This is a genomic window from Desulfogranum japonicum DSM 18378 (genome assembly GCF_000429945.1).
Taxonomy (GTDB): Bacteria; Desulfobacterota; Desulfobulbia; order Desulfobulbales; family Desulfobulbaceae; genus Desulfogranum; species Desulfogranum japonicum.
The window spans coordinates 14,125-34,915 of the sequence record NZ_AUCV01000057.1 but is presented as its reverse complement, the minus strand read 5'-3'; the positions used below and the strand labels follow the sequence as shown (position 1 = coordinate 34,915).

Sequence of the window (20,791 nt, the reverse complement as noted above, 5' to 3'; positions counted from 1 at the left end):
CCTGGAGAAAAGTTTCTGTTTAATCCCTTGATCCCTTTTGCCATGTATCTTTTAAGCCAGTCACGAATAGTATGCGGATTTCGTTTTAAGATCTGGGCTATTTCTGGTACTGTTTTGCCATCATTGCTCAGTAAAATTATCAGTGCTTTTTCTGAGTCCTTTGAAGAAGCCTGCTTCCTAAATGAATGAAGCTCATTCTCTTGTTCTTTAGATAAACTAACTCCTAGCATATTTTGCTCCAGTTTGATTTTATTGCAAATTTACAAGCTGGAAAGCTAATGTCAATGTTTTTTATAAATAATTATGTCGTTATGCTTATCGGAAAGTACAAATTTGAGAGTGGCTTCAACCCCCTGTTTGTATGCCTGGTCGATATTCAACGGACTGCTGATATTATTGTCATCCCGCTGATATTTAATAAGATCCATGGAATCTGTTCTGAACAATGAAACAGATAGCGTGTGTCGGTCAAAAATATCCTGTTCAACGCCAAGGCTCATAGAGAAAATTTTTTCCTTGTCTAGATCGGGATTCCCGCGGACCTGGTCAATGGCTCCATGGCTTGGCTGATACAGCTGGCTGAAGGTGGGAACGTGCTCACTATACCCGATATTCGCCTTGACCTGCGTGGTCTCGGAAAATTCATGGCTCATTCCCAGATGGCCGCCGGGCGAGAAATCAAAATCATTGGTATAATCGACACGGCCACCCAGGGTGTATACAGAGAACTCCTGGCGGATATTATACTCAGAGTGGGTGGAAACACTGCTTCTATCATGCTCACCGGACAATGTATGGTCCACCCAGCTTTGTTCAAATTGTCCACCTATTCTCAGTTCGTTATCGTCGTCATCAACGCTGAAATAGAAATCAGAACCCAGCCCTGCCGTGGCTGTATCCAGCTTTGATTTTTCTCCACTCTGCGAAGTTTCATCCAACCGTTTTGCGTCTGTCCACCCTTTCAGCGTATAATCGGCGTCGTCTGTGAACCCTTTATATTGCAGATCAAGGCTTGCCTTTTCATACCGCTGCTCGGCATCGGGCGTTGGGTTATAGGTGGGGCCGGCGATACCGTGATCCGAGATGTATGCCTTTCCGTTAACCTGCAACTCCCTGCCATCTTCTTTATAGGTATACCCCAGGTTCAGGTGCCCCTGGTCCTTTTGGCTGTTGTCTCGTGTGCCGTCTTTGTGTGACGCCCCTCCGGAAACCAGATATTGACTGGATTCGGTATCGAGCTGACCTGTTGCACTCAGGGTACCAAATCCGTAGGATCCTCCAGTTGCCCTGATTTTACCTTTCTTCTCATAGGTATCGTGTTTCTTTTTCCTGGTCTCGATGTAGATAGCTCCTGCAGCGCTGTCAGGCCCCAACCACACAGGTACAGGCGGCTTGAAAACAGTGATCTTTTCTACAATATCAATGGGGATACTGCTCAGATCCACTCCGCCATATTGCATGGTGGAAGCGGGCCGGCCATCGATGAGAACCAATACGGCCCCTGAACCTCCTCCTCCACGGATGGAGATCCGGGTACCAAGTCCTCCTGAATCAGAGGTGATATCTACTCCCGGCATGGCTCCGAGTACCTCCTGAACCTGCAAAAAATTGCGTGATTCAATTTCCGCAGCCCCCATGCACTCCACCTGCGAAGGGTTCTTCCGAACAAAATCATCAAGTTTATCAGCAACAACAACCATCTCCTCAGTAGTGGCAGGTACATCATGCTGACTGTGCTCATGTGCCGCAAAGGTTTTTTTGGTCGTTGCTGAAAAGAAAAGGAGAACACTGAAAAATATCGCCAGGGACTTGCTGACCAGCCTGATTGTATGGTGAAGCACTCTACTGCACGTATTCATTCTTCAATTCTCCTTTATCGTCCCTAAGCAGGACATCAAAATCGACACGATCATAAAATTCCTTGGATCGGGTTTCCACGGTATCCAATTCAAGAACACAAGATCTTCCATTGTCCGACATCTGTACCTGTATATCCCCGTGAACACCTTTCATCTGTGCTATCACCGCCCTGTTTGAACCACTGGCAGCAATCGCGAAATTGTCAATGGTTCTGACTTTGGCAAGACGTATATCTAAAGCAGAGAGTTCCGGCTCTGAAACCAACACCAGGTCACAGCCCAATTTGGCCAGGACAACTCCAAGCTCAGGGTGACGCAATTCGTTAAGTGGCACCATGGCAACTGCTGCCGGTCCGAATCGAAGCAACCTGTATGGGAGTTCACCCTTTGCGTCGGTAAAGCTCTGGATGCCTTCTTTTGTGATCAACAGCTCTGATACATTCCCCTGTTCAGATCTCACTGAAAGTGCAAAGGCGCAGTTATATGACCGGGCAATTGCCTGGAGTTTTTCCTTGTTGAGTACATCTACGCCTGTTTGGGGAAGAAGCCAGAGAGCTGGAGAAGGGGAGGATTCCGCTGCCACCTGTGCCTCTATAGCACCAATATCCAGAGGATTTTGGGCTGAGGTAAGACTATGAAGCAGTATTTTTCCCGGATCAGGAAGCTGATAATACATGGTCAGGTTTTCAGTCCATGGATCAAGGTACAATTGCCGATACAAGGCGACATTCCGAGTCCCCATTTTCTGCTTACGCTGCATTTTGCTGATCTGCCCATTTTCATCCAAAGAAATGTTTGCAAAGAGCAGAGCGGATTCTTCGGATGATCGACTGACCAGAGGTGTTCCGTCAGGTGCAATCACTGCAGATTCGGCCTTGCTGCAGTCCATGGTCTTGTCCTTGCCTGTTCGGTTGCAGGCAGCCAGATACACGCCGTTTTCCATGGCACGGATACTCCAGATATCAACTGGAGAGAGTTGCCCCATTGGCGGCCAATTGGCCGGCACCCAGATAAGATCTGCCCCTTTCAGGGCAAGTGTCCTGGGAATCAGGTCAAAATAGCTGTCTGCACAGATGACCACCCCGACCATGCCCCAGGGGGTCAGAAACAGGTTGTTCTGATATGGGCTGCCGGGGCGGGCCCAACGTTTTTCCCCGTAGATCTTATGATAATTGCAGACCAGTTTCCCCTGAGGTGAAAAAACAGCTGCTGCGTTATAAAAGCTGTCGGTCTGCACATCCCGCTCAGGAAAGGTGATGCCGATATACACAGCAAGCTCTTTTGCCAGATCCGCTATCTCTCTAACAAGGCGACTGTCAACGGTCTGGGTGAAAGGCCGTATATCTTCACGAGAGCTAAAGGAGTAGCCGGTTAGTGCCAGCTCCGTGTTAAAAATGATCTTTGCACCTTTGGCAGCTGCCTCACGATGAAGCTTTTTTAACTCTTCCAGGTTTCGTGCCGGTTCTTTATACTGAACCTTGAAATGAACAAGAGCGATTGTAAGGGATTGGCCATTTACGGAGGTTGTCCCGGCCAGAGCGGAAACGGTGATACAAAGAAAGACTGTGGCCAGGAGGCATCGCAAGACTGTTTTCATGAGCCGTCTCATTTGGGAGTTTCTTCATTTGGGATGTATATGACACGACCATCTTTCAGCTTGTATGCCGTGCCCAGTTTCAATCCTTCATCTCCGCCAACGGTTTTGTCTGTCACCTTCTTGACCTTGACTTCTTTCCCTTTCTTGGTGATGATCTGCCACTGGTCCTTGACCTTCTTCATGATGGTGATTTCACTGTCCGGGTTAAAAAAATCCAGAATCTGGAAAGTAGCCATCAGCGAGAGCAAGAGAGCAACAATAAAAACCAGGGCCACATCAAAGAGGTTCGCGACCCCGTTCATCGGATCCTGCCCTGCAGTTCGGCGGAACCTGGCGGGCTGGGAACTGGCCATAAATTTCATACGCTTTTCTCCTCCTGTACAATGGAATCGTCTTTTGGGTATCTTGAATAATTAGATTTTTCGTTCAAGGTCAAGGCATGCGAGAAAAATTACCACAGACATATAGCTGATATTTCGAGGATAATTTTTTTGAGCATAACGCCGAGATTGGACGAAAAAGCAATTATTCAAGGTGGCCTTTTACCATGGCTTCGGTTATCAGGTTGATCTGCCTGAGATCATCCATGGCCCATTGCTCTTTTATTACAGAGAAAAAATGTGCAGTAATGCCTAAGGCCAATCCTACAACAGTGGTGGTAAACGCCAGAATCAGGCTGGAGGAAAGCTGGGCCATGTTCCCCTGGGTAAGTCCGGCAAGACCGGTACCCATTGGTATCAACGTTCCCATCAGGCCAAGGCTGGGACCGATGCGGACAATAAGCCTGATCCGATCCACCTCTTTGAACATCTCCAATTGTTTTTTCTGGTTCAGAGATTCTATTTTTTCCAGGGAAAACAGACTGTTTTCCTGCACCAGACGGGACAATGTTGCAGCGTAGGAGGTCACATTCAGTGGCAGACCGGGTATCAGGCTGGATGGCAGCTCTTTCTTGAGGTGAATTGTCTCCATGTCATGTTCCACATCACCGGTCAGGGTGCGCCGTTTAATCCATTCGGCGAAAAATCCCCCTGTGTATATGAGCAACCAGAGACAAAGCAAGAGAAGACAGATTACCACCGGATAGAGCAGCGCAGTGGAAATGGTATAGAGTACGGTTTGAAATGCGGCAAACAGGTTCAAGAAACTTCTCCTTTACGTAATTGAAACCGAGCAAAACCAACGCCAGTCAGTATCAGGCAGCATACACACAGGATGACTGTGGAATGAGGGTCCATCCGGCTGATTGGGTTATTGGAGGCTGCCATGGCAAAAGCAGGTTTGATTTTCGGATAAATGGGCGCGATAAGCACCGTGGCCAGGAAATAGATGGCAATAAGTACCATTGAGGCGCCAAGGAACCCGTTATTCACACCGGCCCTGCCACGAATAGCAGCCAGTGCAAGCAGAGTAAGAAGAATAATGGTCCAGAACAGGGCAAACAGAAACAGGGTCGTTGCCAAAGGGGACATCTTGGACAGGGAAAGCGCCAGGGTAAGGTTCAGCAGGATGACTGCCGCACACACGGGACAAGGCAGCATCAGCAGAAGCCCTGCTTTTGACCCTGACTGTTGGATATTTTCAGGCTTCAGGAGCAGTTTAATCCCCCACACGCCCAGCCCTAGAGCCACAGCAATATGCACAGACATGCCATATTGGAGCAAATGGGATAACCGGTCGAGATAGGCAATGAGGTTCAACCGGGTTACCACCAGATAGAGTCCGGCAAACAGAGCCATGTAGGTAACAAGGGATGTGATAAAAAAGAGCGCAGCCTGCATCCTGGTGACAGCGGGGTTGAACATTTTAGAACCAATCCCCAGACCGGCCTTGATCCCAAATGAAAGAAAGGCCACAATCACCCCACTTATCCACAATTTTTCTACCATCAGATCTTCCTCCTTTTCCAGCCGAAAACAAGTAAACCAAGAGTCAATGCCACAATAGCCATCACCATCCAGGAGCTTCCGGAAGAGGTGACTTCGGTTTTCTCTGCCGGTTGTTCAACCATCTCATAGCCTTGCAGTTTCTGTTCATTCTCTTTGGCTTTAACCGACTCTTCCTGCCTGTTTTTTTCAGAAGCCTTGTCCAGAGCCTGACGCATCTTCTGGTGGTCTGCCTCATGCTCTGCCTGGGTTCTGCCAACCGCTTTAGCGATGGTCATTTTAAACTGCTCCAGCTCTTTCGGGGTGAGTAACCCGTACAGCGAAACAATGTTGGCCACGAATTTCTGGAGCATGGGGTTGTTGCAGGTATGCTCGCAGCAGGCTACGCCTTTTTCGATCACGTTCAGGGCATAGGTTCTGGCCAGATCTTTTTTCACTTCCTCGGGAGCCTTCCAGTATTCCTTTCGGTCCGCTTCCAGCATACGGGCAGCCATGGATTGCTGTGCCCAGGGGTTATTTTCATCAAAAAATTCCTTGAGACCGAGACCGTATTTGTCCTGCACATAGACCTCATACACCTGCTGCCACTTGGCACCATCAACAGCAAAAGGAGTAACCACCTGCCAGCCCCAGAGATGCTCTGCAAAACGATTCATCTCCCTGGCTCCGGCATAATGCTCTTTTTTCATCCCCTCGATCCACTTCGGATTCAGGTACCTCGACCTGAGTTCCCTGCCGATGGCGGTTTCAATGTCTTCCACATAGGCAGCATCAGGATCAGCCTGGTTGGAGAGGATCACCTCAGGGTATGAACCGCTCACCCTTTTTACTGCCAGGGCCAGGCCGCCAAGCTCAGAAAAAACACCGTCCGTATCCAGGCTCTTGAAGATATTTGAAGACCTGGTATGCATGGTCACATCCACGTCTTCCAGATTTTTCTTGTAGGCTGACTTCAGGGGTTTTCCCCAGATCCCTTTCCCATACGCAAAGGAGACGTAGTTGATAAAGACATCGGCAATTTCATCATCGTTTTCCCAGGTGCCCGAAGCAGGAACCAGATCCTCGATGGTGTTGCCGTATGAGCCGGGTTCGTTGGAAAAGACCCTGAGGGATTTCAGTGTATCAGCCTGTTCTTCGTCGTAGCCTTTTTCCAGCAGATAGGATTTTATCTTTTCATTATGCAGAGAGATGAAATTTTCCACGTCCCGCAGCTGGGACGCTTGTTGTACAGCCTCATCCAACAGAAGGATCAGACTTGGAAAATTATCCCGGAACAGACCGGAAACCTGCATATGCACATCAATCCTGGGTCTGCCCAAAAGCTCACCGGGAATGGCTTCAACACCTTGTACCTTACCGTTCTTATCCCAGACAGGTTTCATCCCGAGAAGGTGCAGGGCAGTTGCAACCTGGGTGCCTTCATTGCGTTGCAGCTCAATGGACCAGAAGACAAGACCGATCTTTTCAGGAAAGGAGCCATGCTCTTTTTTATATTTTTCAATGAGCTGTTCGGCCTGTTCTTTTCCCAGTATCCAGGCATCCTGTGACGGTACTTTGGATGGATCAAACCCGTAAAAATTGTTACCAGTGGGGATGGCTTCAGGGTTTCGCAGAGGATCATTGGCTTCTCCTGCAACCACATAGCCACCGCTGAGCCCTTTAACCAGGTGATTCATTTCCCGGTCACACAGAGCTAACTTCTTCTTTACCTCTTCGATATCCAACTCAGGATTGCGGTCAACAATCAACTCGGCAAAATCCTGCAGTTCCTGTCCTTCGGGTGAGATTCCAAAAGTATGCAGTCCGTAAGGCAAGGTCGCCTCATTGATCTCGAGCAGGTAATGTTCCACCTTTTCCAGAGCCGCATCATCCAGGTGATCCAATTTCAGATCTTTCAACAGCCCCAAACGCGCAATCATGGAACTGATCCGTTCAAATTTCTTTTCCGCCAGCTCCGGATGTATTGCTGCGCTCTGGTTATACCCGGAGATCAGCTCGGTCAGATCTGCGTATTCTTCATACGCCCCAGCCTTTTTCATGGCAGGAATAAGGTAGTCGATAATCACAGCTCTGCCCCGACGCTTGGCCTGCACGCCTTCCCCAATATCATCCATTACGTAGGGATAGATGTTCGGCAAATGCTGGATCAGCACCTCAGGAGGGCAGGATCTGCTCAAACCGGCCTGTTTTCCCGGCAGCCACTCATGGGTACCGTGGGTACCCAACGAGATCAGGGCATCGGCCTTGAACCCTTGAGTGAGCCAGAGATAAAACGCTGTGTACTGGTGATGGGGCCAGAGGGTGGTGGAGTGATAGAGCTTAGTGGGTTCATCATGCCAGCCCCTGGAGGGTTGGGGTACCAGAAGCACATTACCCAGGGTAACGCAGGGGATAATAATCTCCCCGTTTTTGGTCATAACTTTACCCTCTTCAGGGGCACCCCAATCCTTTTCAATCAGACTGCGATACTCCGGGTCTAGAGCAGAATACCATTTTTTATATTGGTCTATGGGTAACCGTATTGCCTGACCTTTTGCCAGGAGCCTGTCCAACTCTCCGGGAGCCCAGGAGCCGATATTACGCCCTGTTGACAGGATCAGTTCCTGGATTTCCTTTTGGCTGGGCAGTTTCCCGTCTATTGTGTAGCCTTCGGATTTGAGACGGGCCAGGATCTTCTCCAGGCTGTCAAAGACATTGAGATAGGTCGCACCGATATTCTGCTTGCCTGGGGTGTGGTTCCAGAACATGATGACCACTTTTTTATCTTTGTTTGCCAGAGTCTTCAACCTGAGCCAGGCTTTGATACGGGTAATGAAAAAGTCAAGATTCTCGTCAATGGTGTCATAGGTGTACAGGTCTTTGCCGGACAGCTCATCTGTCTGCTTGACCTTGCCACCGATGACCGAAGGTTCGATCAGGCCAAACACCTCGGGATTGTTCATGGCGTAACTGACCTCCATGGGACCAACACCCTGGAGATCCTGCCGCCATTCTGGAATTGTCAAAAAATGTACTCTGAAGGGATTGAGAATCGGCACATTGAGCCGCTCAAACATCTGCCGGGTATTCTCCACATCAGACGGGGAAAACTTGAAAGCCATGGAGGCAATGAGATCCACCCTGGACTTCGAGGTCTCTGTATCAAAAAAATACGTTTCCAGGGCCAGAGAAGCTGGATAGGAATACACCGGCAGGACGTTCATTCCTGCAGTTTCAAGTTTCTGCACAAGATTTGCGACCACCGTACCCGTCTCACCAGGGTACACATAGGTTGACATCTCCGGAATGCCGACCCAGGAGCCGTTGCTGTGATAGAGCCCGGCCTCCTTGTACCAGGCAAGATAGGAAGCAAAATCCTGGAACACCTCAGGGCTTAGAGGGTGAAAGATGCCGGTTTTTGGCACAATCTGCGGCGCGTTGTAGCTGATATTGATGCCCAATTCCCGATGCATCAGAAAACGAACCAGATTGCTCAGGTTGTTGCGGGTCAATGGTCTTGCATAGGCCTTGACCTTGTCATCGGCTGTGATCCGATCCGGGTTGTTGGCCACTGTGGAGAGGCCGAAAACCTTTGTTTTTGAAAAGTCTACCTGCTTAAGGACATATTCCCGATGACTTCTATACATATCATCAATGATGATGACCTGGGAGCGGGAGATGATATCCGGATCAATGGCATTGGCGGCCAGATCCTCTTCTGTAAAATAAGTCAGCTCTACCTGGGAGGCAGCAGGATCCTGCCGAACCTTTTCCAGTGCCTTGCTTATTTTATACGAGTAGGACGATCCGCCCAGAAAGGTGATACCACTGGCCTGCTGAGCAGCATATGCAGACACCAGCAGAGTAAAAAATAAAAGGACGAAATACAAAAATGCTGCATGCAATCTCATGGCTGGTACTCCCCGGAAAATTCAATCCCTGTTATAAGCGCGCCAAAGGCTTTGGCCACGGTGGGTGGAATGCTCTTGGAATTACAGAGAGCTGGTGCTCTTTTAGTGCCGCAAAGCTTTACAACGATATTTTCACAGACTTCATCCCAGAAAACACTTTCTCGCATCAAGCCCCTTTCACCGGCATCAGATGCAGCAAGAGCAGCTTCAACAAAAGCAGCATAGTAGCTTTGCTTGAGAAGTTTCTCCAATTTCGCGGCCAGGATGCGAGGATTCATACCGCTCTCAAAATGCTGGACCAATTTTTCAAGGCTCAATCCGCGTTCAAACAGACGCTGCACGATATTTCGGTCGGCAAGGATGCCGTTTTGTCTGGCCAAAGCCTGGGTCACACCTTCGTGCACGGCTTCGGCCATCAGCTGGGCCAGCTTGCTGTGGCCACCGGCAAACTCAATCCAGGGTCCTTCACCCTGTACGACCAGGACATTATCGGTTCCAGTACCCGTGGCCTGGTTTGGCCATGGCGTATACGCGCTTCTGATATCCAGGTCAGTAAGCGCTGCGGTCTTGGCCTCGGTCACAGTAATAATTGCTCGGGTCATGGCAGCTGTGGAAAGTTTCCGGTTGGAGGCCACTATTATATTGATAGTGCCATGTGAGGCGTAATACCCTGTGTCACGTGAGAGCCGCATGGCATTCCCCCTGACTCCGCCGGTTACCATGGCAGTCACCTTAAGATCCTTATACTCCCTGCTTACCACGGCCAGGTTGTCCATGTTTGCCCCGGTCATCAGGGTAGTGAAACTCTGTTCGGAAAACCCCAGGTTGTTGGCCAGGGTTTTCTTCACCTGCTCCACTCCGTTACGCATATGACCAAGGCTGGCAGCCATGGGGACAAAGGTGTTGCCGCACCCCCTGATATTTTCACGCAGGCCTTCGAAGGTGGAGAGCACTGTCTGTGGAGTATCGAATGTGAGAACCAGTGATTTATATGTGGAATCAGCCAGCCTGTGCTCAATGACTTCTGCATGCTGCACATAGTCCAGGCCTGAGGTAACCGGCGTATGACGGAGGATTGCATCTGCAGTAACCGCCTTTTGCGGATCGGCACAAATATCCGGGTAGAGCACTGCTGCCAGCCACTGCACAAAATTTCCCGTAATACTTGAAGCATAGCAGGTCATTCGACAGGGAAACATATGGATTCTGCCCTCTTGTACGGCCTCCACGTTACGGTAGGGCTCTGTCTGCAAGAGTTGACGGACCTTGTCAGCGTTATCTTTGCACCCATAGATGACCTGGGGATTAAACTCCTGCCAGATTTCAGGATCCATGGGTACTGCAAATCCGTTTTCACCCCACTGGGCAGTAATACCTCCGGCTGCCCGTATCATCTCGTTTTGGAAAGAGTCATCCCCTGGAACTGTAAGGGCATCCCCTGCCATAACCCGCACTACCCGTTTTTTCTTGAGATCATGTTCGCGGTCAAGCCGCTGAGCCACCTGGGAGAGTTGATTGTGTATACGTGCAAGAATTTCCCCGGCTTTTTCTTCACACTGAAACATTTTGCCGAGCCGATGAATTTGCTCAAAAGTCTCATCCATTGACTGGGCAGTAATAACCAACAGGGGAATTGTACTGTCCAGCTCCGTCTTCAGATACTCCGCATGCTTTGGAGAACAAATCACCAGATCCGGATCACTGTGTCTGATGGCTTCCGTATCTGGTTTGAAATAGCTGCCTGTACTTTTTTTCCGAAAAGAAGCGTGGTTTATAAGATCCTGACGTGAGAGGGCGACTATCTTTTCTTGTTGCCCCAAATCAACCAGTATCTGTGTAATTGAAGGAACAAGACATACTACGCGTTTTGGTATTTGCGGGACCATTATTTCAGAACTCGATGTTTCCTTCGGAGGAACCTGGCTGGGGCCCACTCCTGAACTTTTCGCTGCCGGCAGACAACACAAAAAAAGCAAACAGAATACGATATGTTTCCCCATTATCTCACGATCGAAGGTATGAGCCATGTTGAGCAGGTTGATATCAACAGCCAAAAAAAAATCCCTGAATAGACAACGTGTCTATCCAGGGATTTCCCTTTTTTATCCTGTGGACATCTTGAAACCCGCCTTTAGCCAGAAGCAGTTTTCTATATTTCTTCAGGCAGGTCTTCTGACTTATGGGTCATTCTAGCAGCTGCGCCTTCCCAACATTGTTGTCAGTGGCAAATTTGCAGCGGTCGTCACCATTTACAGCGGAGGGCCCGTCCCGGACTCAAACCGGGTTCCCTTTTCACCTCATATGAGGCACCTGAAACATTGGCTGATATATTAAAAACATGCGACACTGTCAAGGCATTTACGGGCTGTTACCCTCCAGCTGAATTGTGCAGCTCTACATGTTTCACGTCACATATATAAACAGCATTATATTTCAGTCCCTGTCTGCGTTTCCTGAAATGTATAGAAACCAGTAGACCTGAGTAAAGGTTCTGCATATTGAAAGAACAATAGATATTCATTATATTAGGCGACACCAGGGAAGCAAGCTCTCAAATACGATGAATTTTTCAACAACACAGCGATGCCCCCTCTCAAGTGAATCGATATTTTAACGAGACAGACACATGCCCTCACCAGTAATTACACTCGAAAATACAACACCGGAAAATACAGTCGTTGGATTCAGTGGGAGCCCACGTAAAAACGGCAACTCTGACATTGTGATGCAAACAATTATGTCAGGGGTCAACCAGGAAAAAATTCCTGCTCAGTATTGGAATTTGACAGATATTCAGTTCCAGGGTTGCATAGGATGTGAAAAATGCAGGAAAACAAAAATATGTACGGGATTAATTGACGGAATGTCAGCATTATATCCTCAATTATATGCTGCAAAAGGGTTAGTGCTGGTATCCCCTACGCACAATTACAATGTAACCTCCTGGATGAAGGCGTTTATTGACCGCCTCTATTGTTTTTATACCTTTGAAAATGACCGCCCAAGAAGTTGGTCCAGTCAACTGCATAACCAAAACAGAAAAGCTGTGATCGCTGCAATTTGCGAACAAGAATCAGCTGAAGATATGGGATTTACTCTGGAAGCGATGAAAAAGCCGCTTGATGCTCTCGGCTATGAGATAGTAGGTGAATTGTCAATATTCAAAATTTTTGACAAGGCAAAAGTAAAAAAAGACGAACAAGCAATGCATTCTGCATATCAAATGGGACAAAAACTGGCTCTTTCATTGAAATAGTCCAAGCACATCCTTCTTGAGTTCAAAAGTAAAAAAAGACATTGCGAGGAACGGTGCGTGTATTCAGGAACTATGAGTGTCCAGAGGAAGTACCCTGAAGTAACCACCGGACACCCATTGATTCAGACATCAAGTTGTACGAAGTAAAGCTACCAATTTACTTTGTATGTTGTCGCTTTCTTCAGGATGAAATCCGGCGAAAATACTATCTGCGACTTCGTGAATACTGACCAATGCCTCAGCCAGGATTCTTTCTCCACTTTCAGTCAGTTTAACAATGCTAACCCTTGCATCGCGTGCCTTTTTTTCCTTCTGCACCAAGCCGATCTTTTCCATTGGAGCGAGCATTCGAGTTATTCCCGAAGCGGTGACTCCAATATATTCTGCTAGATCAATGCGTCTTGCTTGCTTTTCTTTTTGTCCGGCCAGATACAGCATGGCTAAAAACTCTGTAAAATTAATACCATGTAAACTGAGTTTAGTATCAATCTTTTTTGATATACAGGTAGTTGTTCTCCACAGCGTAGCCAGTAATCTAGCATTGCTCGACATGCCTTCCATACCATCTCCTGTTTATTAATTAACAGATTGTTGACCGGTCAACTATTATAGCAAATATATAATTGTGTCAACAATTTTTAACCATATCAAACCAGACGAACAAAGGGGAAAAACCAGATAAATGATTTGGTAGATGCGGAAAATCACTGCATACGCTGTTCAATGCACTCTATCCCCAAAGAACCAATGTCGCGGAAGGTGGTACCGAGATCAGTCTGCAATAAAAAAACACTGAATGTAACGGATTTCCAATAATTTTATCACGTTTCAGCTCCCTCTCGTACACATTTTACCACTTGGGATGCTGACGCCTTGCCCATCGCTTTATAAAGATGACAGATCGTACAGTTAATGGTAAAAATATAAACGATTACCATGTCGTTGTACCCCTCATTTTCCACCCCAAATTCATCTCACTGTAGTTTTGAAACAATTATACATTCGAACAAAAAACACGCCACTTGCTTATTGACCCATAGACGCGTTCTTTGTATCGTGCGCAGCCTTGACTCATCCCGAATTTCCCACAGTTGTATCGTAACATGACAACAAGGCACCTGATAAAACTAAACGACAGACACAAGGCAGCGCCCGTTACATGTGGGCATAACAGCTCAGAGCGACAACTCTTCTATAAAAAAGACTCAACGGGACTCCATATCATCAGGTAGCTGGCACCACTCATAGCGTATGAACATTTCGGGATAAAAAGCTCCATAATATCATTTAGCCATGTCTATTCATCTCAATCTTATCGATTTCGTACAAAACCACCTCCAGGAAGAAAAAGATGACGCACTGTCAAACCAGGAGGCCATAGAATCACAAGAACCTGATGATCTGGGCTTTGAGTCAGACGTCAGCCGTGCAACCCATTCCGGATTACTCATGCGCCCAATTTACGAACTGGAAGCGCGACGTTTTGGCCAGGGTAATGGGGAAGAAGCGGAAGTCTGGGAAGCTGTTGATTTGATGTGGACGGCTTTTGCTGTTCTTGATGTCATTTCAGAATTAACGGAATACCAAATTGGTGCCACCCGTTCACAGGTGTTAAAAAAAATCCTGCCCCTGGTCCGCAGCCAGGTGACGGCCTGCAGCCTGGATTTTCCTGACGAGGTGCTGCAGGGGGTTATCAATAAGGTCTTTGACCATCTGACCAACAGGACCAATCGATACCTGCCCTTTTCCTACACCTATTTCGATGGTGCCACCGGAGGGTATCTCAGCCGCCGTTTCTGGCTCATTAAAACCGTCTATTCCAATGAAGGCAAAGAAGCGCTTTTCACACTGACGGATGAAGGATATGCAGCCTACTTCGGTCTCCATGAAACCAGTGCCCTTGATGCCGCTGCCATTGGTAACCTGCGCATCAAACTTCTGCTGGAACGAGGTAACCTGGACGACGCCATCAGTGTGGCTGAAGGCAACAACAAGCAATGTTCCCGAAAAGCTCAGGAGGTTCATACCGTCCGCCGCCTGATACGACGCAATATCAAGGCTGTTGACTACAAGCATGTGCAGAAATTGGCTGAAGAGGGTGTAAACCAGGCCATGGACATCCAGAAAGAAAGCAGCAAACTGCATAATCTGGTTATTGAAAACATGCTGCACTCGCAAACGAAAAAGCACAGCTTGAAATTGCATAAACTGGCAGAAAAATTAGAAACCCTGAACCATGAATTGATGAAACTGGCAGGAGAACTGCAAGATCTTCCTGAGGATTATCAGCAATTCAGCCACAAACTGTTCAGGCGTCGACCTACCGGTGCTTTTCCCAGTATGGACGAGGTCATGGGACGAATATTGCGACTGGAGGAACAGCAGGCCGCCCAGATCGGCAAAGAATTCATTGCCCGGATAGATCCCCCGGCCAAAAAAGCGCTGTTTGATCCTGCTTCGGTGATTGAAGCTTGTGATCGTGCACTGGAAAGATTGCAAACCACAGATGACCATCACCAGAAAATCCTGGAAGTTGATGGTGAGGCAATGTCTCGCTTTGTACCTGAATTAAATGAGGAGCTTATGCAGAATGCTTTTGAAATGCTCTATAAACGGGTCGGCAAGGAGCGGGAGGTTCAGATGAGTGATCTTCTCACCGAGGCTGGCCAGTTCTCAGAGGATGAGCTTTTTCCTGCAGCAACAGCCATGGGGGTTTTTCAATGTCTTGTGGACAGGCGGATTGCAGAAAAACACAGCCTCAAGGTACAGCTACCAGACCCGAATTCCCGGGTAGCAATAGATATCGGAGCCGGCAGGCGCTACCATGGCCATGAATTGACCTTGAAATACCGATCAGCTCTATCACAGATTCCCAACCGGAAATCATCCAGCCCGGATTTTCCGTGAATTGATGATACGGGAAACAACTCTGTCCCTGTCGAACATGTGGTTGCCACAGCACCAATATATTTTTTGGGAGTTGGTGCAGGTTGCCCCCTGCTGTTCCCAGTTTTTTAACACCCCTGATTTGTAACTGCTTACAGGGCGCCCTGTAAGCAGTTCCTTGATTTAACACTAACCAGACGCTCATCTGTCATTTGAGCAAATGATATGCATATAGATACAGAAACCACCTATGCTGTCAGCAGACTCATCTATCTGAGCCTGATTTACAGTAACGGCAGCAAGAGGGCACTGGCCCCATACACAACAGAAATAACTGAACTTCTCCAGCGCCTCCAGGCGCAGGATTCTTTCCGTCGTCAGGTAGAGGCCGGGCTCAGGGCCATGGACCTGCGGCTTCTGGCCCTGGAAGAGGGAGGCCTGCGACTTTCAGCCAGAAAATCAGACAGTTTCTTTGCAGCCACGCTGGGTGACTACGGAAAACTTCTGGCACGTCGTGAAATCAAGGCAGCGGAAATTTTACCTGTTCACTGCGCAATTGCCACCGCGTTTTTCCCCATTGAGGCAGACCTGGATACACCAGTCGAAGACCTGGGAGCCGTTATTCTTGCCGATGTCATTGATATTTTGCGGCGTTTTATTCACATGGAAGCCGCCCTGGACCCAGATGAAGATATTCTGCTGCCGCAATTGAAAACCGTAGCAGACCGCCTTCGACAGATGCCGGAAGATAACCCCGACCGGCAGCGTGCAGGAGCAGGGAACAGTTGGGTGGGGCTGGTAACCAGAGTTTTGGAGCATATGGTTGAAACAGGATACCTCCTGGCCTTTGAAGAACCTGGAGGAGATATTGAATACAGGCCCACAATAGGCTATCAGACAGCTATGCGTGAAGGTATTGTGTATTCCTTCCATGCGTTCCGGGATTTTTTGATAGACTCACCTGAGCAGGAAGAAAGTACAGCACGTGGTAAGACGCCGAAGGAGAAGTCCAATGTATCGACTCAGTAGAATTTTTGTAAGCGATATCACAGCCGGTGGCAACCTGCTGCGAAACGGATATGTCCCTGTTTTCAGGGAGGATGGACAAACAGATCATGGGGTGCTCTTTGCAGTTAACGGTACCTGTAAGACCACCCTGCTCTCGTTTATCCTGAGCGTCTTCTGCCCTAAAAGCAAACGCTTTGTCCAATATCTGCAGTCTGATGGAGATAAAACCCTTGAACAATATCTGATTCCGGGACGTCCGGCTCTTGTCGTGCTGGACCTGTCTACGATCACCCCGCCTACCCTGTTTGAAGCAGAACCGGTTGATCATCTGGTTCTCGGGCAGCTTCTCTACCGTCACCGTACCATGCCCGATAAAACCGACCGAACCTTTTTCATCGCCCAGTCAGCAGACCTGTTCGATGAACTGCGTGCTTCCTGGGATGAGCTGCTGGAGCAGGAAAAACCATACAAAGCTGTGCGGGACTACATGCTGCCCCGTATCCAACAGACAACCAGCCAAAAGGAATGGAGTGATAAACTGGAGCAGCTTGGACTGGACCCCTGGCTCATTGACCGCCAGGTTGATTTTGCCCGTACAGAGGGCGGTATCAAGGATGCCTTCAAATTTCGCTCTGAAGAAGAATTTCTCAGTTTCTTCCTGGGCTGTGTAACCGATCTGGATGCGGCAACCACCCTGCGGCAACGTATTGAACAGGATCTGCGCAAAATGCAGGAACGGCCGCGTAAAATCAGCCAGCTCAATACTGTTCGCAACTTGAAGGAGCGCATTGCCGACTTTGACGCCACAGCCGTGGAATGGCGCAGCGCCCACGAGAACATCGAAACCTGGCAACTGAAACTTGGTGAGGCAACGCATCTGCTCCAGGAAGCGGAACAGGCTGTGGCTGAAAAGCGCAGCGCCCTGATTCCAGTTCTTGAAGAAGCTGAAGCGCAGCACCTGGAGGCAGGTAACGCCGGAGAAACCGTACAAAGCAATATCCTGTCTGTGGAAAAATTCCGCCAGGCCCAGGAAATAGCTGAACAGCAAAAAAAGCTGCGGGACACTCAAAAAGAGATAGAACGTGTTCAGGGAGAAAATGTCGCCATCAGTGCTGCCGATTTTATCGCCGACATACGAGCTACCCAGGCCCAGGCAACCACTAAAAAAGAAGCCCTGAGCCAGGCTGGTGAGGAGATTACTCCCATACAGCGCAAAATGGACAGTCTGGCAGCTCAATACCACGCACGACTGGATGACGAACTTTCCCAGATTGAAAAAAATATCAGAGAGTTATCTGCAAAACGCAGTGATATCGAGGCACAGCGAAAGGAACGTATCAAAAAACACGAAGATGCCCTGAAAAAGCAAAAATCCCTGGATAACACCATCTCCCGTTTAAAGGCAAGGATCCAGGAAGCAGAGGCCATGAGAAACGCCCTGCCCATGGATGAGGGTGAAGAACCTGTACACACCCTCGAACGACTGCAAGCTGAACATGCAGGTATTGATAAACGTCTTACCCGTGTGCAGGGAGAAATCCGAACCCTTGAACAAAATCTGCAGACGGAAAACAATCGCTGGCGTACCTCCCAGGAAGAGCGATCCAAAGGGGAAACGCAGCTGGCCCTGGCCCGGGAACGGGTGAAAGCTGAGGCTGAAGAGCGCCTCCGCCTTTCTTCAGATTCTCACATCATACGCGTTGCCGGAAGCAGGGAGATCAACCTGACCTCTGCGGATTTGATCTCTCGTTTTGACGACGCCATGGCCCGCTCACGTACCAAGGTCTCTGAAAAAACCCGCGCGGCCATGAAACTGGAGCAACTCCTGGAAACTCTTGAGCGCACGGAAACACTTGCAGCCGACGACCAGACCATGCAGCTGCTTGCCCATTATCACCAGGCAGGTATTGCTCCAGAGGAACTTAAATCCTATCCGGATTATCTGGCCGAACATTATGAATCAGCCGAGCAGATCGCCACTTTTATAGAGAGTGATCCCGGCCGATTCACTGGCATCATGGCATCCTCCACGCATATCATGGAGAAGCTACAAGCTGTTCCCGTGCCCCCATGGCTGCACAGACCGGTGGTCATATCTACCCCTTGCGAACCAGAGGATATCAGCCCCATCAGCCAGACAGTTATCAGACCTCTTTCACCGGAAATCTACTCCAAGCGTCACCTGACCGCTGTCAGGGACACCCATAAAGAAGAGCTGGCTGAGTTGAATAGAATCGTCGCGGATACCGAAAATAAACTACAGGAAATGGAAAAAGCCAGCCGCGCCCTGCATGCCTATCGGGATAAATTTCCCGACCGTGCATCGGTGGCAGCTCTTGCTGATTCGGTGACTGAACTGGAGACCAGCCAAAAACAGCGTACCATTGCGATCCAGCAGGCGGAAGAGGCCATGGAAAAACTGAAGCTGCGCAAAAACGACCTGGAAACACAGTACAGGCAAGTGGTTGACGAAGCGGCTTCCATGAACCAGTTACTCCGACAGGTGGAAAAATGGCTGAAAAATTACGCGGGGCTTGCTCAATGGGAGGAAGAAGTAGAACAGAAACAGCTTGACCGCCTGGCCCTTGAAAAGAGCATTAATAATCACATTGAGACACTGGCTGACCTCAAAGAGGATGATTACCGGATTGCAGCAGATATCAGTGAACAGAAAATTCTCCAGAAAGGTCTGGATGAACGCGCCGGTGAGGTACTCAGGCCCCAGGATGTGAAACTCTCAAAGGATGAACGTAAAGCAGCCCTGTCCATGGATCTCAATACCCTGCGTCGTCTCCATGAATCAGCTCGGGAAGATATTCGTCAGATGACCCATGAGCTTGGCATTGATATGCTTCGCAAAGAGCTGGACGCTCTGGAGGAAAAAATCGCGCAGCGTGAATCCCGATTTGAGGCTTTCTGCCGCCGCAGCTTCTACGATAATAAAAAAGCCGAAGCCTGGGTAGGACGTAGCCAGAGCCAGAGAGAAGAAAGACAACAGGAACTCGCCAAAGAGCTGGAAACATACAAAGAGGCAAACATCCGCCTGGAATCTGAAATCGGCCACCAGCAAAAGGAACTCGCCAGGGTAAAAGCTGCCCTGACAGACAGAAAATTCAAGGGTATGAAGCCTGACCTGACCAGTGAAATGTTGACCGAACAGGATCCTGACAGTCTGTTACACCGGTTACGCGCGGAAAAACGTAAATTTGCCGATGAATGTGAACGCCTGGCCACCCGCTGCAATGCGCTTAAGGAAAAACAGAATATATTGCTGACCCGGCACCAGGATATTCGCCTGGTGCTTGCAGAAAATAAACGTTTTGATGCCGTATGGGATGAGAACTCACCCCGTCATCCCTGGCCGGACCTGCTCAAAGAGCCTGACGCCGAAACTTCACCTACTTCCATAGAGCAGCTGCAGCAGGAACTGGAGAAGATGGTTATAACGGAAAGCAGACACAGGGAAACCGTTGATGCTGCCCAGCGCCGGATGAAAACCGCTTTTGACAGCTTCCAGATAGATCTGCAGAGTGAGCTGTTCCACAGCAACCTGCCTGCAGTGGTGGACGAATTGCGTACCCATGATGCGGAGTCCCTTGGAGTACAGGCCAGCGAACTGATTCAACGGTGTGAGGATATTGCACGTAACCTGGAAACTGACCTGGAAATCACCCAGCGCTTCATGGACAGCCTGGTGGAAATGCTGCTCCAGCACAGTCGTGAATATTATCAGAAACTCCGTGGAGCAGCCCAGGAGGTCCTACCGGAAGAAGTATTCATCTACGGTGGCAAACCTATTCTGCGAGCCGGTACACGGCTGGATTTCGCCAAACACCAGGACGTTTTTCGCCAGTCAATTGAAAACTGGCTCTATGAACTCATGCAGCAGGGACGCCTGCCAGAGGTCAATCCCCGCATGGGGAACTGCCTGGGATCAGAGCTGCTGTACCAGCTTCTCGGGGCAGCTTCCGGCAGGCACACCTTTGGCATACGGTTGCTTAAATGCGATGACAGCGGCAGTAAATATGAACCTGTGGGCAAGGACCTTGGCTCCGGTGGCGAGGCCCTGACTATTGCTGTCCTGCTCTATGCCCTGCTTATTTCCATGCGCAGAAGAAGGCGCTACAGCCCTTACGATGCCAGAATCCCGGCCTTTCTGGTTTTAGATAATCCCCTGGGAGTCTGCAACCGTTCCGACTTTCTGGACGCCCAGCTCAAGGTTGCCGGTCGCCTTGGCCTCCAATGCGTGTATCTCACAGGAATCAACGACCGCGAATCCCTGGATCTGTTCGAACTGCGTGTGGCCATTCGCAAAGGGGACAAACAGGTGGAAATTGACGGCAACGTCTACGACTGCCTTGAGATCACGGAATTTAATGTGGAAAAACAACAGCAGCGTGCAGCCTGAG

General features: G+C 49.0%; 13 protein-coding genes and 1 riboswitch. Of the genes, 4 read left to right on the top strand and 9 right to left on the bottom strand.

Features of this window, described 5'->3' with window-relative positions; all coding sequences use genetic code 11:
* The 8 genes from G493_RS0119955 to G493_RS32550 all read right to left on the bottom strand — a co-directional run.
* Positions 1 to 230: helix-turn-helix domain-containing protein (locus G493_RS0119955; protein ID WP_028581809.1), on the bottom strand; the 230-nt coding region annotated here is incomplete at its 3' end.
* Between the two features lie 51 nt (positions 231 to 281).
* Complete coding sequence (locus G493_RS30335) at positions 282 to 1,859, bottom strand: TonB-dependent receptor plug domain-containing protein (protein ID WP_084813685.1); 1,578 nt, start codon at positions 1,857 to 1,859, stop codon at positions 282 to 284.
* Positions 1,843 to 3,456, bottom strand: coding sequence for a carbon-nitrogen hydrolase family protein (locus G493_RS0119945; protein WP_028581808.1), 1,614 nt, complete (start codon positions 3,454 to 3,456; stop codon positions 1,843 to 1,845). Before G493_RS0119945 ends, G493_RS30335 begins: the two co-directional genes overlap by 17 nt.
* 8 nt (positions 3,457 to 3,464) lie before the next feature.
* A complete protein-coding gene (locus G493_RS0119940; RefSeq protein ID WP_028581807.1) occupies positions 3,465 to 3,818 on the bottom strand; it encodes a DUF2149 domain-containing protein in 354 nt (117 codons plus the stop codon).
* A gap of 163 nt (positions 3,819 to 3,981) precedes the next feature.
* A complete protein-coding gene (locus G493_RS0119935; RefSeq protein WP_028581806.1) occupies positions 3,982 to 4,599 on the bottom strand; it encodes a MotA/TolQ/ExbB proton channel family protein in 618 nt (205 codons plus the stop codon).
* Complete coding sequence (locus G493_RS0119930) at positions 4,596 to 5,345, bottom strand: DUF2162 family putative transporter (protein ID WP_028581805.1); 750 nt, start codon at positions 5,343 to 5,345, stop codon at positions 4,596 to 4,598. The genes G493_RS0119935 and G493_RS0119930 overlap by 4 nt, the downstream gene beginning before the upstream one ends.
* Positions 5,345 to 9,232 (bottom strand): cobaltochelatase subunit CobN, encoded by a 3,888-nt coding sequence (locus tag G493_RS0119925; RefSeq protein WP_028581804.1) that lies wholly within the window; start codon positions 9,230 to 9,232, stop codon positions 5,345 to 5,347. The genes G493_RS0119930 and G493_RS0119925 overlap by 1 nt, the downstream gene beginning before the upstream one ends.
* A complete protein-coding gene (locus G493_RS32550; protein WP_161629859.1) occupies positions 9,229 to 11,118 on the bottom strand; it encodes an adenosylcobinamide amidohydrolase in 1,890 nt (629 codons plus the stop codon). The genes G493_RS0119925 and G493_RS32550 overlap by 4 nt, the downstream gene beginning before the upstream one ends.
* A 259-nt stretch (positions 11,119 to 11,377) precedes the next feature.
* Positions 11,378 to 11,561, bottom strand: a riboswitch (cobalamin riboswitch).
* A 297-nt stretch (positions 11,562 to 11,858) separates the two neighbouring features.
* Between G493_RS32550 and G493_RS0119915 the strand changes: the two genes are divergently transcribed.
* A complete protein-coding gene (locus G493_RS0119915; protein ID WP_051309643.1) occupies positions 11,859 to 12,488 on the top strand; it encodes a flavodoxin family protein in 630 nt (209 codons plus the stop codon).
* A 129-nt stretch (positions 12,489 to 12,617) separates the two neighbouring features.
* On the opposite strand, the gene G493_RS0119910 is transcribed toward G493_RS0119915, so the two are convergent.
* Complete coding sequence (locus G493_RS0119910; RefSeq protein ID WP_035275322.1) at positions 12,618 to 13,049, bottom strand: MarR family winged helix-turn-helix transcriptional regulator; 432 nt, start codon at positions 13,047 to 13,049, stop codon at positions 12,618 to 12,620.
* Positions 13,050 to 13,781: 732 nt separating this feature from the next.
* On the opposite strand from G493_RS0119910, the gene G493_RS0119905 reads away from it, so the two are divergent.
* The 3 genes from G493_RS0119905 to G493_RS0119895 all read left to right on the top strand — a co-directional run bounded on the left by G493_RS0119905 (position 13,782) and on the right by G493_RS0119895 (position 20,790).
* The gene (locus tag G493_RS0119905) at positions 13,782 to 15,395 is read left to right on the top strand and encodes a hypothetical protein (protein ID WP_028581801.1); all 1,614 of its coding nucleotides are present in this window, start codon (positions 13,782 to 13,784) and stop codon (positions 15,393 to 15,395) included.
* A gap of 204 nt (positions 15,396 to 15,599) precedes the next feature.
* Positions 15,600 to 16,403 carry a hypothetical protein gene (locus G493_RS0119900; RefSeq protein ID WP_028581800.1) on the top strand — a complete coding sequence of 268 codons (804 nt, stop codon included), beginning with the start codon at positions 15,600 to 15,602 and terminating at the stop codon, positions 16,401 to 16,403.
* Positions 16,387 to 20,790, top strand: coding sequence for a coiled-coil domain-containing protein (locus tag G493_RS0119895; protein ID WP_028581799.1), 4,404 nt, complete (start codon positions 16,387 to 16,389; stop codon positions 20,788 to 20,790). Before G493_RS0119900 ends, G493_RS0119895 begins: the two co-directional genes overlap by 17 nt.
* Position 20,791: the final 1 nt, after the last annotated feature.

Bases quoted from the DNA above. Each gene is read 5' to 3' on its own strand.
- G493_RS30335 (WP_084813685.1), bottom strand. From the start codon at position 1,859: ATGAATACGTGCAGTAGAGTGCTTCACCATACAATCAGGCTGGTCAGC.
- G493_RS0119945 (WP_028581808.1), bottom strand. From the start codon at position 3,456: ATGAAAACAGTCTTGCGATGCCTCCTGGCCACAGTCTTTCTTTGTATC.
- G493_RS0119940 (WP_028581807.1), bottom strand. From the start codon at position 3,818: ATGAAATTTATGGCCAGTTCCCAGCCCGCCAGGTTCCGCCGAACTGCA.
- G493_RS0119930 (WP_028581805.1), bottom strand. From the start codon at position 5,345: ATGGTAGAAAAATTGTGGATAAGTGGGGTGATTGTGGCCTTTCTTTCA.
- G493_RS0119925 (WP_028581804.1), bottom strand. From the start codon at position 9,232: ATGAGATTGCATGCAGCATTTTTGTATTTCGTCCTTTTATTTTTTACT.
- G493_RS32550 (WP_161629859.1), bottom strand. From the start codon at position 11,118: ATGGTCCCGCAAATACCAAAACGCGTAGTATGTCTTGTTCCTTCAATT.
- G493_RS0119915 (WP_051309643.1), top strand. From the start codon at position 11,859: ATGCCCTCACCAGTAATTACACTCGAAAATACAACACCGGAAAATACA.
- G493_RS0119910 (WP_035275322.1), bottom strand. From the start codon at position 13,049: ATGGAAGGCATGTCGAGCAATGCTAGATTACTGGCTACGCTGTGGAGA.
- G493_RS0119905 (WP_028581801.1), top strand. From the start codon at position 13,782: ATGTCTATTCATCTCAATCTTATCGATTTCGTACAAAACCACCTCCAG.
- G493_RS0119900 (WP_028581800.1), top strand. From the start codon at position 15,600: ATGCATATAGATACAGAAACCACCTATGCTGTCAGCAGACTCATCTAT.
- G493_RS0119895 (WP_028581799.1), top strand. From the start codon at position 16,387: ATGTATCGACTCAGTAGAATTTTTGTAAGCGATATCACAGCCGGTGGC.